The 12,728-nt window shown below is 62.2% G+C and carries 10 protein-coding genes; 1 reads left to right on the plus strand and 9 read right to left on the minus strand.

What is annotated here, in order from left to right; translation table 11 throughout:
• Window positions 1–7 precede the first annotated feature (7 nt).
• The 9 genes from AC07OK_RS05070 to leuS form a co-directional block, all read right to left on the minus strand.
• On the minus strand, window positions 8–2,098 hold the full coding sequence (locus AC07OK_RS05070) for an HDOD domain-containing protein (protein ID WP_494689253.1): 2,091 nt from the start codon (window positions 2,096–2,098) through the stop codon (window positions 8–10).
• A 206-nt stretch (window positions 2,099–2,304) separates the two neighbouring features.
• A complete protein-coding gene (locus tag AC07OK_RS05075) occupies window positions 2,305–3,585 on the minus strand; it encodes a multidrug effflux MFS transporter (protein WP_494689254.1) in 1,281 nt (426 codons plus the stop codon).
• Between the two features lie 12 nt (window positions 3,586–3,597).
• Window positions 3,598–4,800: a THUMP domain-containing class I SAM-dependent RNA methyltransferase gene (locus AC07OK_RS05080; RefSeq protein WP_494689255.1), complete on the minus strand. Its 1,203-nt coding sequence runs from the start codon at window positions 4,798–4,800 to the stop codon at window positions 3,598–3,600.
• A 31-nt stretch (window positions 4,801–4,831) separates the two neighbouring features.
• Window positions 4,832–5,434, minus strand: a complete 603-nt coding sequence (locus tag AC07OK_RS05085) for a 2-hydroxychromene-2-carboxylate isomerase (protein WP_494689256.1) — start codon at window positions 5,432–5,434, stop codon at window positions 4,832–4,834.
• Window positions 5,435–5,444: 10 nt separating this feature from the next.
• Complete coding sequence (locus AC07OK_RS05090) at window positions 5,445–5,861, minus strand: CopD family protein (RefSeq protein ID WP_494689257.1); 417 nt, start codon at window positions 5,859–5,861, stop codon at window positions 5,445–5,447.
• Between the two features lie 8 nt (window positions 5,862–5,869).
• Complete coding sequence (locus AC07OK_RS05095; protein ID WP_494689258.1) at window positions 5,870–7,141, minus strand: glutamate-5-semialdehyde dehydrogenase; 1,272 nt, start codon at window positions 7,139–7,141, stop codon at window positions 5,870–5,872.
• Between the two features lie 11 nt (window positions 7,142–7,152).
• The gene (gene holA / locus AC07OK_RS05100; protein WP_494689259.1) at window positions 7,153–8,169 is read right to left on the minus strand and encodes a DNA polymerase III subunit delta; all 1,017 of its coding nucleotides are present in this window, start codon (window positions 8,167–8,169) and stop codon (window positions 7,153–7,155) included.
• A 9-nt stretch (window positions 8,170–8,178) separates the two neighbouring features.
• Window positions 8,179–8,745 carry an LPS-assembly lipoprotein LptE gene (locus AC07OK_RS05105; RefSeq protein WP_494689260.1) on the minus strand — a complete coding sequence of 189 codons (567 nt, stop codon included), beginning with the start codon at window positions 8,743–8,745 and terminating at the stop codon, window positions 8,179–8,181.
• 11 nt (window positions 8,746–8,756) lie between these two features.
• Window positions 8,757–11,387, minus strand: coding sequence for a leucine--tRNA ligase (leuS, locus tag AC07OK_RS05110; protein ID WP_494689261.1), 2,631 nt, complete (start codon window positions 11,385–11,387; stop codon window positions 8,757–8,759).
• 255 nt (window positions 11,388–11,642) lie between these two features.
• On the opposite strand from leuS, the gene AC07OK_RS05115 reads away from it, so the two are divergent.
• Complete coding sequence (locus AC07OK_RS05115; RefSeq protein ID WP_494689262.1) at window positions 11,643–12,716, plus strand: Fic family protein; 1,074 nt, start codon at window positions 11,643–11,645, stop codon at window positions 12,714–12,716.
• The last annotated feature ends 12 nt before the right edge of the window (window positions 12,717–12,728 follow it).

The raw sequence follows: 12,728 nt of genomic DNA on the forward strand, positions 1-12,728 counted from the left end.
CATGGCCTTAAACAGAATCCATCGCCCGCGTTTGCACGCCGGCGACTTGACTGGTGCTGCCACGGGCGGGCAGCAGGATTTCGAAGGTGGTACCCGTTTTACCGGAGCGGCAGGTGATCAGGCCCTGCATTTTTTTCACCAGGCTGTGGACGATGGACAGGCCCAGGCCGTGGTGTGCGCCTTCCTTGGTGCTGCGCACCGCGGAGAACAGATTGGCCAGCACCTCGGCCGACAGCCCCGGACCGGTGTCGCTGACCACCAGTTCCAGGTAAAGCTTGCGTTCGCGGTTGACGTGACCGCGGTTCGAGATTTCGATCTTGCCGCCGTCGGCCAGGGCTTCGACGGCGTTCTTGATCAGGTTGACCAGTATCTGCTTGAGCAGGTCGGCGTCGCCGTCGATTTCGGCCGGCTCCTCCTGCATGCGCACCACGATCTGCACCGAGGCCGGCACGAAGTCGGTGGCGCGGAACAGGCGCAGCACGTCGTCCACCACGCGCCCGACATCGGTCACGCGCGAGCTCTCGGTCGGCTGCAGGTCGGCCAGGCCGTTGATCAGTTGTCCGACCCGGTCGATCTCCTCGTTCAGGATCGACATCTCGCCCACCACCGGCTCGCGCTTGGCCAGCTTGCCGTCCAAGACCGACAGGTAGTTCTTGATGATCGACAGCGGGTTGTTCACCTCGTGCACCACGCGGCGCGAGGCTTCGCGGTATTCTTCGGCCACGTGGGCGAGTTGGCGCTTGGTGTGACCGCGCTCGCTGATCGCCGTTTCCAGCGCGGCGGCGGCCTGGGTGCCGAACGATTGCAGGAAGCGCTCGCGCTTCTGGAAGCTGGCCATCTGCCAGGCCGGCGCACCGCCGATCAACACGCCCAGGCAGCGCTGGTTGGCCACCAGCGGCAGGCACACCATGCTCTCGCTGCCGAGGATGCGGAACAGCTGTTCCTCGGCCACGCTCAGGGCTGGTGTATCGCGGCTGACGAAGGTCAGCTTGCGCTCGGTCGCCGCCTCGGCCACCACGCCGCCCTTGTTGAGCGGGATGACCAATTCGGCCAGCCGCTGCTGCTGCTCGCCGGTGGCGGTGCCATGCAGCGCGTGGCCGGTCGGATTCTCCAGCAGCACCACGGCGTTTTCAAAATCGAACAGGATGCGCGCCGAGCGCGTCATCGCGTCGAGCAGGCCGGCTTCGCCCTGCTGGCGCGCGAAGGTCTGGCCCATCTCGGACACCAGCACCATATTGCGCACTTCCTCGGACAGCCGCTGCTGCACCGGATCGACCATCGGCGCCGCATAGGCGGTCGGCGTCGGAATATCGTCGGCGCCGGCCAGGTCGATGCCCAGGTAGGCGGCCGACTTCTCCACCTGGCGGGCGGCGTTGCTGACGATCTGCTCCAACTTTTCCGCCTCCAGGCCGCACAGGTGGCCGGCTTCCTCGATGGCCTGGTCCTGGTCTTCGTGGAAGCACAGCAGGTGCGCCAGGCGCACCACGCGGATCAAGGGATGGGCCGACTCCAGGCGCGAAATCGGCTCGTGGTGATACAGCACGCTGTCGGCCAGGAAGGAATCGAGGTGCCAGCGTTCGATCAGCCAGGCGCCCGCTTCCGAGTGGGTGATTTGCAAGGTGCGCTGTTCGACGGCGCACAGGTCTTCGTCGTCGCGCGCCATGAAGTTGAAGGCGTATTCCTTCGGCGCGGTGGCCAGCAGCGCCAGGCGGCCGACGTTGTGCAGCAGGCCCGCCAGATAGGCTTCCTCGACGTGCGGGTACTCCATCTGCCTGGCGATGTCGCGGGCGATGACGGCGGTGGTCAGGGAACCTTTCCAGAAGCCGCGCAGGTCGGTGCTGCTCGAATGCGGGAAGCTGTTAAAGGTCTGGAACACGGATTCGCTGATGACCAGCGTCTTGATCATGTCGGTGCCCAGCGACACCAGCGACTGCTCCAGGCCGACCACGCGCGCATTGCGGTGATAGGCCGAGCTGTTGGCGACGGTGAGGATCTTGCTGGTCATCGCCGCATCCTTGGCGATCAGGGCGGCCAGCTCCGGCATGCCGGCGTCGTCGGCTTGCAAGTGCTCAATCAACTTAATGAGTATCTGCGGCATTGCCGGCAGACGGGCAATCAGCAGGCGATTGCGAATATCATGGTCAGGTTGATGCATCGTATCAAGCGGGTTCTGGGCCGGGTGCGTTGTGCAAAAATCGTGGGAAAAAATCACTACCAAAAAGTTATACTAACATAAAGTCTTGTAGTAACTTAACAGCAGGTAAGATTTCTTTCTAAACTAACTCAATTTCCTGCCGTAAATAATTATTGGCCCGGATGGCGTAGAAGCATGCTCCGGTAATAGCGCGACGTCAACCACAAAACGAGAGCAGAGGTACTAAATGCCATCTGTCCTGCGGCTAACCACAGCACGGAGTGTGATAAGAAGGGTGCGATCACCCCCGCCACCAGCGCGCCGAGCAGGGTGGTGGCGAAAGATTGGCAGGAAGCCACTGTCCCGCGGATGTGCGGGAACAAGTCCAATGCCAGCAAGGTCGCGCCCGGCGCGACCACCGACATGCCGAAGGTGTAAAAGAACATCGGCGCCACCGACCACGGCAGCGCAGGCGGCAACAACAAGTGGTAGCAAACGTTAAATATCGACGCCGCCAGCAGGAAACAAAAGCCGATACCAATCTGTCGCGAAAATGTCATCTTTCCGGCAATCCGGTTGGCGGCCAGCGCGCCGAGGAAAATCCCGCTCACCGACGGGATGAACAGCCAGCCGAACTGCGAGGCGCCCAGCCCCAGGTGCTGCGGCAGGAACACCGGCGCCGACGAGATGTACAGGAACAGGCCGGCGAAATTGAAGGCCACCACGCCGGACTTCATGTGGAACAGCGGCGAGCGCATGATCTCGCCGTAGTTACGCAGCAGGAAGTGCGGATTGAAGGGATGGCGCTTCTCTTTCGGCAGTGTCTCCGGCAGGCGGCGGTAGCAGTAGATGAACAGCAGCACGCTATAGGCCAGCAGCGCCAGGAAGATCGCCCGCCAGTCGAACAGCGTGACCACCCAGCCGCCCAGGATAGGCGCGATGGCCGGCGCGATCGAGAAGATCATCGTCACCATCGACAGCAACCGCGCGGCGGCGGCGTCGTGGTACAGGTCGCGGATGATGGCGCGCCCCACCACCACGCCGGCGCCGGACGACATGCCCTGCAAAATGCGGAACACCCACAGGTAATGCACGGTGTGCGCGGCGGCGCAGCCCAGCGTGCCGATGGCGAACATCGCCAGCGACACCAGGATCACGTTGCGGCGGCCGAAGGCGTCCGACAGCGCGCCGTGCCACAACACCATGCAGGCGAAGGACAGCATGTAGAAGGTCAGGCTTTGCTGGACCTCGATCGGCGTGGCGTTCAGCGTGGCCTGGATATTCGGGAAGGCCGGCAGGTAGGCGTCGATGGAGAAAGGCCCCAGCATCGACAGCGCGGCCAGCGTGGCGGCCAGCGCGCCGGCGCTGAGCACTTTCATGTGCGACGGCGGCGGTTCCGGCACCTCCGCGACAGGATCTGGGGGAAGATTTGCGGGAGGTGTAGGGAACATGTGGCGTCGTGGTTAGACTTCTTTAGGCTTGGCCGCTTCGCGGCGGTTGAAGCCGGCCACCATGTCGAAGCGGAACAGACGGCATTCCAGCGCGCCGTTGAAGAATGGCGTCTTGCGCGATTCCTTCAAGCGCAGCAGCTTCGGCAGGCCCAGGTCGGCCGTGAACAGGAACACCGTCCAGCCGGCGAAGCGCTGCTTCAGGGTGGTCGACAGCGCCGAGTAGAAGCTGCTCGCCAGTTCGTCCTCCGGCAGCGTGCTGTCGCCGCGCACGCCGATACGCTCGCCGTACGGAGGGTTGGTCAGCAGAATGCCAGGCTGCTCGGTCGGCGCCTTCACTTCCTGCGCCTCGATCTGCTTGAGCGGCACGTCGAACATGATGCCGGCGCACTTCAGGTTGTGGCGGGTCATCTCCACCATGTCGCCCGAAATGTCGGAGCCGAAGATGGTCGGCGATGCCGGCAGCGGATTGGCCTTGATCGAATTCTTCATCTCGTTCCACGGCGCCGGATCGAAGTCGTTGAAGGCTTCGAAGGCAAAGCGGCGGCGCGCGCCCGGCGGAATGCCCTGCACCATCTGCGCCGCTTCGCACAGGATGGTGCCGGAGCCGCACATCGGGTCGAACAGCGGCATGCCCGGCTTCCAGCCCGACACGCGCAGCAGGCCGGCGGCCAGGTTCTCGCGCAATGGCGCGTCGCCGGTTTCCTCACGCCAGCCGCGCTTGAACAGCGCTTCGCCCGAGGTGTCGAGGTAGATGATGAACTGGCGCGCGTCGAGGAAGCCGACGATGCGCATGTCCGGTTCCTTGGTGTTGACCGAAGGACGCTTGTCGAACTGGTCGCGGAAGCGGTCGCAGATCGCGTCCTTGATTTTCAGCGTGGTGAACTCCAGGCTTTTCAGCGGGGACTTCACGGCGGTGACGTCGACACGGATGGTGTGGTCGTAGGTGAACCAGTCTTCCCACTGCTGCGCCAGCACCAGGTCGTAGATGTCGTTTTCGTTCTGGTAGCCGGTGACGGCCATGCGCATCAGCACGCGCGAAGCAATGCGCGAGTGCAGGTTGATGCGGTAGGAATCGAGCAGTTCGCCGGAGCAGTGCACGCCGCCCGGTACCTGGTTGTGCACCTTCAGGGTGGTGCTCAGCAGGGCGATTTCGCCCAGTTCTTCGGCCAACGCCGCTTCCATGCCGCGTGGGCATGGGCAAAAATAGGATGCCATAGGTGTACCTTTTGTCCGTTAAAAAAACTACTTACTTCTGCATTGCTCTTTCCAGGAAATCCAGGCGGTCCTGGCCCCAGAAACTTTCACCATCCAACACATACCACGGCGAGCCGAACACGCTGGCCGCCGTTGCGTCTTCCGTATTGCGGTCGTACTCGGCCTGCACGCTGGCCGTCTCCGACGATTTGATCAGCGCCTTGCCATCGAGGCCGCAGCTGCCGGCGATCTGCGCCAGCGTCTCTTCGTCGCCGATATTCTTGTCTTCCGCCCACAGGCCGCGCATCACCGCGAACGCCAGTTCCAGCGACACGTCCACGCCGTGCGTCAGGCGCGCGGCGATCACCATGCGGCTGGCCATGTCCGGCGACACCGGGAAAAACTTCGGCTGCACGTTCAGCGGAATGCCGAGGAACTCCGACCAGCGCGTCAGCTCGACCAGGCGATAGGCCTGGCGCTGCGGCGCGCGCTTGGCCAGCGGCAGGCCGCCGGACACGCCGAACACCTTGCCCAGATCGACCGGACGCACTTCAACCTGCACGCCGTGTTGGCGCGCCATGGCGACAAAGCGCGCATGGCCCAGGTAGGTCCACGGCGAATGGGCGGCGAAAAAATACTGGCAGACTTTACTCATGATGCTCCGATCAGAAGGGTTTGACGACAACCAGCAGCACTATCGCCAGCATCATCAACACCGGCATTTCATTGAAGACGCGATACCACTTGTGACTGCGGGTGTTGACGCCCTTCTCGAACTTTTTCAGGATGCCGCCGCAGGCGTGGTGATAACCGATCACCAGCACCACGAACAACAGCTTGGCGTGCAGCCAGTGCGGCATCTGCGCGCCGTACTGCATCCACACCAGGATAGCGCCGAACACCACCGCGAACACCGACAGCCACATCGAAAAACGATACAGCTTGCGCGCCATCGTCAGCAGGCGCTGGGTAGAGACCTCGTTGGTCTCCATCGCCAGGTTGACGAAGATGCGAGGCAGGTAGAACACACCCGACATCCAGGCGATCACGAAGAAAATGTGCAGCGCTTTAATCCAGAGCATATGTCTCCTTATTGACGGGTTTCGCCGTGCCCGAACACGACGTACTTCAGCGAGGTCAAACCTTCCAGACCAACCGGGCCGCGCGCGTGCAGCTTGTCGTTGGAGATGCCGATCTCCGCGCCCAGGCCATATTCAAAACCGTCGGCGAAGCGCGTCGACGCGTTGATCATCACCGACGCCGAATCGACTTCGCGCAGGAAGCGCATGGCGTCCGTGTGGTCTTCGGTGACGATGGCTTCGGTGTGCTTGGACGAGTAATGGTTGATGTGCTCCATCGCCTCGTCGATGCCGGCGACGATCTTCACCGACAGGATCGCGGCCAGGTATTCGGTCGACCAGTCTTCCTCGGTCGCCGCCACCAGGTGCGGATAGCCTGCCGCTGCCAGGATCGCCAGCGCTTCCGGATCGGCGCGCAGTTCTACCTGCTTGGTCGCGTACAGCTTGGCCAGTTCCGGCAGCACCGCCGGCGCGATCGCGCGCGCCACCAGCAGCGTTTCCATGGTGTTGCAGGTGCCGTAGCGGTGGCACTTGGCGTTGAACGCAATGTCCAGCGCCTTCTTCATGTCGGCCTTGGCGTCGATGTAGACGTGGCAGATGCCGTCCAGGTGCTTAATCATCGGCACCGTCGCCTCGTCGATCAGGCGCGCGATCAGGCCCTTGCCACCGCGCGGCACGATCACGTCCACGTACTGCGGCATGGTGATCAGCGCGCCGACGGCGGCGCGATCGGTGGTGTCCACCACTTGCACGCCCTCTTCCGGTAGGCCGGCGCCCAGCAGGCCTTCCGTGACCAGTTTGGCCAGGGCGCGGTTGCAGTGGATCGCTTCCGAACCGCCGCGCAGGATGGTGGCGTTGCCGCTCTTGATGCACAGGCCCGCCGCGTCCACCGTCACGTTGGGACGGGATTCGTAGATGATGCCGATCACGCCCAGCGGCACGCGCATCTGGCCGACCTGGATGCCGGTCGGGCGGAACTTCAGGCCCGAGATTTCGCCGATCGGATCGGGCAGCGCGACGATCTGGCGCAGGCCTTCCACCATCGTCGCGATGGCCTTGTCGGACAGCGCCAAGCGGTCCAGCATGGCCGGCGCCAGGCCGTTGGCGGCCGCCGCGTCCATGTCGAGCTGATTGGCGGCGCGCAGTTGTGGCGCGTCGCGTTCGATCGCGTCGGCGATCAGCGTCAGCGCGCGGTTGCGGGTCGCGCTGTCGGCACGGGCCATGGCGCGCGATGCCTTGCGCGCCTGCTGGCCCAGTTGTTCCATGTAGTGCTTGATATCCATCGGTAGCTTTCCTAACCGCGCGCGACCCTGAGTGCCAGCTGCAGCATCGAATCCCACGCGTCGCCGGCGTGCGCTTTGGCGCGCAAGCCCTTGATCATCTTGTCGACCTGCGCCGCGTCCTTCATCGCCGCTTCCAGTACAGGCAGCGAGATGCGGCGCAGCGCCGGCTCCATCATGCGTTCCTTCGGTCCCCAGATACGATACTCCTTGAGCAGCGCACCCAGCGGACGGCCCTGCGCCATGCCCGCCTTCAGCTTGAGCAGCGTGCGGATTTCCTCCGACACGGCCCACAGCACCAGCGGCAGCGCTTCGCCCTCGCCCTTCAAGCCTTCCAGCATGCGCACCAGACGCGCCGGATCACCCGACAGCATCGCTTCACTGAGCTTGAACACGTCGTAACGCGCCACGTTCAGCACCGCATCGTGCACCTGCTCGTAGGTCAGCTTGCCCGGCTCGTGCAGCAAGGCCAACTTCTGTATCTCCTGATGGGCCGCAAGCAGATTGCCTTCAACGCGATCGGCGATGAAATCGATGCTCTGCCGGTCCGCGCTCTGCCCTTGTGCGGCAAGACGCTGGCCTATCCAATTGGGTAACTGCGCCCGTTCAATCTGGGCGATGTCGATATACACCGCCGCCTGTTGCAGACTGGCGACCCAGGCCGCCTTCTGCGTCTGCCAATCGAGCTTCGGCAGCGTGATCAGGGTCAGGTTGTCCGGACTCAGGTCTTTCACATAATTCTGCAGCGCCGCGCCGCCATCCTTGCCGGGTTTGCCGGTCGGGATGCGCAGCTCGATCAGCTTCTTGTCACCGAACAGCGACAGCGCCTGGTTGGACGCCAGCAGCTCGCCCCACTTGAAGCTGCGTTCCACGGTCAGCACGTCGCGCTCGGAATAGCCTTGCGCGCGCGCCGCCTTGCGGATCTTGTCGGCCGCCTCCAGCGCCAGCAAATGCTCGTCGCTGGTGATCACGTACAGCTGGGACAGCGACTTCGTCAAATGGCCGTCCAGCGCTTCTAGCCGCAGTTGCATCGCGCGTCCTTACTGGCCGAGGGCCGGCGGCGGCAGCGACACCTGCAGCGGCTTGATGGCCGCGATGCGGCGCATCATCTGCTGCACCAGGTCGGTCTGCATATCCTTGTACAGCAGCGCTTCTTCCTGCTCCTTCGCCAGCAACTGGGTTTCGTTGAAGTCGATGGGGCGGGTCAGCAGGATCTGGGTGCTGCCCAGCAGCTCCTTGCCCTGCTTGTCCAGCACGCGGAACACGATGTTGTACGACAGCAGATACTGACGCACGCGGCCATTGCTGTTCAGCGACAGAATGGTCTTGGAGCGCGTCTTCTCGGGATTGGACAGCACCTCGATCACGCCGTCCGCATCCTTGGCCGCGTTGACGACGGTGGTGCCGCCGTTGGCGCGGATGTTGCGCTTCAAATCGATGGCCAACGGCGACGCTTCCGGCAGTCCGACGTACATCGACGGGAACGGCAGCGTGTAGTGGCCGCCGTCGCCGCGCAGATGGAAGCCGCAGGCCGACACGGTCAGCGCCACGGCCAGCACGGCGGCGCACAAACGGCCGCGCCGGAACAACTCGGAAGTAGTAAGCATGTGCTATCCAGTTAAACCACGATGTTGATCAATTTGCCCGGCACGACGATGATCTTCTTCGGCGTGCCTTCGATGAACTTCTGCACCGCTTCGTTGGCCAGGGCCGCCGCTTCGATGCTCGCCTTGTCGGCGGTCTTGGCCACGACCACGCTGCCGCGCAGCTTGCCGTTCACCTGGATCATCATTTCGATCTCGGACTGCTCCAGCGCCGCAGGGTCCACTTGCGGCCACTGCACGTTGAGGATGTCGCCGTGCGCCTTGGCGTAGCCCAGTTCTTCCCACAGCACGTGGGTGATGTGCGGAGCGACAGGGTTCAGCAGGCGCAGGAAGATCGCATAGCCTTCCGCCACCGACGCGGCATCCGCGTCCTTGGCCGATTCCAGCGTATTGAGCATCTTCATGCAGGCCGATACCACGGTGTTGTACTGGATGCGCTTGATGTCGTAGTCGGCCTGCTGCAAGACCTTGTGCAGTTCGCGGCGCAGGGCTTTGCCGGCGTCCGTGGTGGCGGATGCGGTCAGCGGCGCGCCGGCGGCGGCGATGGCTTCGCGCTGCGCGTAGCCGAACGCCCACACGCGGCGCAGGAAGCGGTTGGCGCCTTCAACGCCGCTGCCCGACCATTCCAGCGTCTGTTCCGGCGGCGATGCGAACATCGTGAACAGGCGCGCGGTGTCGGCGCCGTACTGGTCGATCTGCGCGGCAGGATCGATGCCATTGTTCTTCGACTTCGACATCTTCTCGGTGCCGCCGATGTTGACCGGATTGCCGTCGGCCTTCGAGGTCGCGCCTTGCGGGCGGCCCTTGTCGTCCAGCGTCAGGTCGACGTCGGCCGGGTTGAACCAGGTCTTCTTGCCGGCTGCGTCTTCGCGGAAGTAGGTCTCGTTCAGGACCATGCCCTGGGTCAGCAGGTTGACGAACGGCTCGTCGAACTTGACCAGGCCGAAGTCGCGCATGATCTTGGTCCAGAAGCGCGCGTACAGCAGGTGCATGACGGCGTGTTCGATGCCGCCGATGTACTGGTCCATCGGCATCCAGTAGTCATTGCGCTCGTCGACCATGGCCTTGTCGGCGCCCGGCGAGGTATAGCGCATGTAGTACCACGACGAATCGACGAAGGTGTCCATCGTATCGGTTTCGCGGCGCGCAGGCTTGCCGCACTGCGGGCAGTCGCACTTGAGGAAGGCTTCGTATTTGTTCAGCGGGTTGCCGGTACCATCGGGTACGCAGTCTTCCGGCAGCACCACCGGCAGGTCTTTTTCCGGCACCGGCACCACGCCGCAATCGGCGCAATGGATCATCGGGATCGGCGTGCCCCAGTAGCGCTGGCGCGAGATGCCCCAGTCGCGCAGGCGGAAGGTGATCTTCTTCTCGCCCAGGCCCTTGGCGGCCATGTCGGCGGCCACGGCTTCGACGGCTTCCGCGTAGCGCAGGCCGTCGTACTTGCCGGAGTTGGTGACGATGGAGATGTCCTTGTCGCCGTACCATTCCTGCCAGGCTTCGGTGGAGAACTCCTTGCCTTCGGCCTTGATGACCTGCTTGATAGTCAGATTGTATTTTTTGGCGAAGGCGAAATCGCGCTCGTCGTGTGCCGGCACGCCCATGACGGCGCCGTCGCCGTAGGTGATCAGCACGTAGTTGCCGACCCAGACCTCGACCTGCTCGCCGGTCAGCGGATGGGTGACGAACAGGCCGGTCGGCATGCCCTTCTTCTCCATCGTCGCCATGTCGGCTTCGATCACGGAGCCCAGCTTGCACTCGGCGTTGAAGGCGGCCAGCGCCGGATTGGTCTGCGCGGCGTGGATCGCCAGCGGGTGCTCGGCGGCCACGGCGCAGAAGGTCACGCCCATCACGGTGTCCGGACGGGTGGTGAAGACGTACATCTTGCCGTCCTGGATCAACTGGCCGTCGGCGCCCTTGATCTGGTGCGGGAAGGCGAAGCGCACGCCGGTCGATTTGCCGATCCAGTTGGTCTGCATGGTGCGCACGCGCTCAGGCCAGCCTGGCAGCTTGTCGTCGACGTAGGCGAGCAGCTCGTCGGCGTAGTCGGTGATGCGGGCGTAGTACATCGGGATTTCACGCTTTTCGATCAGCGCGCCGGAACGCCAGCCGCGGCCGTCGACCACCTGCTCGTTGGCCAGCACGGTCTGGTCGATCGGATCCCAGTTCACGGTGCCGGTCTTCTTGTAGATGATGCCTTTTTCCAGCATCTTCAGGAACATCCACTGGTTCCACTTGTAGTATTCCGGCTTGCACGCGGTCATTTCGCGCGACCAGTCGATCGCCAGGCCCATCGACTCCATCTGCTCGCGCATGTGGGCGATGTTGGAATAGGTCCACTGCGCCGGCGGCACGTTGTTGGCCATCGCCGCGTTTTCCGCCGGCATGCCGAACGCGTCCCAGCCCATCGGCATCAGCACGTTGTAGCCGTTCATGCGCAGATAGCGGTACATCACATCATTGATCGTATAGTTGCGGACGTGGCCCATATGCAGCTTGCCCGATGGGTAAGGCAGCATCGAACAGGCGTAATACTTCCCTTTCGGGAAACGCGGGTCGTGCTCGACGGCCTTGTAGGCGTCGATGGCTTTCCAATGGGATTGAGCGGCTTTTTCTACGTCAGCGGGACTATATTTATCTTGCATGATGGTGTGCGGCCAATAAGTGAATATGAACCGGACATTATACCGGTTCATGCCCGGAATGAGCGGACGGGCTCGGCGGGGAGGTACAGCACTGAAGCGTAGCAACACGGCTGGACGAAGTTAAGGCCCAACAGCAGACAAGGGGTTGCCATAAAAACACTTTCAGAGCCTCCGTCGCCATAGGATAAGATGGCTATCTTACGAAGGTCTGCCAGACTCGGACTAAGCCGACAAGCACGTACGGGAAACCGCCTAATGACTTTTGACCGCAGCGAGCCATACAACGATTTGCCGCTCTTGCCGCCTACCCGCGATCTGGAGACTAAGGCTGTGCTGAAGCGAGCCATTGGCGCCAACCGGGCGCTGGCCAACTTGCGCGGCCTGGCCGGGCAAATTCCGAACCAGCGCATGCTAATCAACAGTATCACCCTGCAGGAAGCGAGACTCTCGTCCGAGGTCGAGAACATCGTTACGACTAACGACGAACTGTACCGCGCTGATGCTAATGCAGATGGCAAAACCGACCCGCACACCAAAGAGGTGCTGCGCTACCGGCAAGCACTGCAGCACGGTTTTGCGACCTTGCGCGAGCGGCCGTTGACGACCAATCTCTTTATCGAGATCGCGCAATTGATCAAGCGGTCGGAGATCGAAATCCGGGCCATACCAGGCACAGCGCTGAAAAATGAGATCGGCGATGTCGTTTACACGCCGCCCGTCGGCGATAACGTCATCCGTAACAAGCTGGCCAATCTTGAACGCTTCATTCATACCGAAGATGGTATTGATCCACTGATAAAAATGGCGGTGATGCATTACCAGTTCGAGGCGATTCATCCCTTCCCAGATGGCAATGGCCGCACAGGCCGCATTCTGAACTTGCTTTACCTGGTGCAAGCGGGGCTGATGGATATTCCTGTACTTTTCCTGTCGCGTTATATTATTGATAATAGACGTGACTATTATTTGTGTTTGCAAAAAGTAACGGAGCAGCAGGACTGGGAAAGCTGGATATTGTTCATGCTGCGCGCTGTGGAAACTACAGCGCAACAGACATTTGATCAGGTTAGACGGATTCTCGCGCTGATGGAGAGCATTCGTGAAAAGGTGCGCCTGGCTGCACCAAACATCTACAGCAAGGACTTGATTGAGGCTGTTTTCCGCCATCCGTACACTAAAATTCAGTTTTTAGTCCATGCGAATATTGCCAAACGACAAACAGCCTCCGCTTATCTGCAAACGTTAGCGGCACTTGGAGTCTTGCGCGAGAAACAAATTGGTCGCGAAAAATACTTTATCAATGATGCGCTGCTAGCGGAGTTGGCATAACAACAACCAACT

The sequence above is a fragment of the Duganella sp. GW821-FHT07G03 genome (assembly GCF_059418605.1).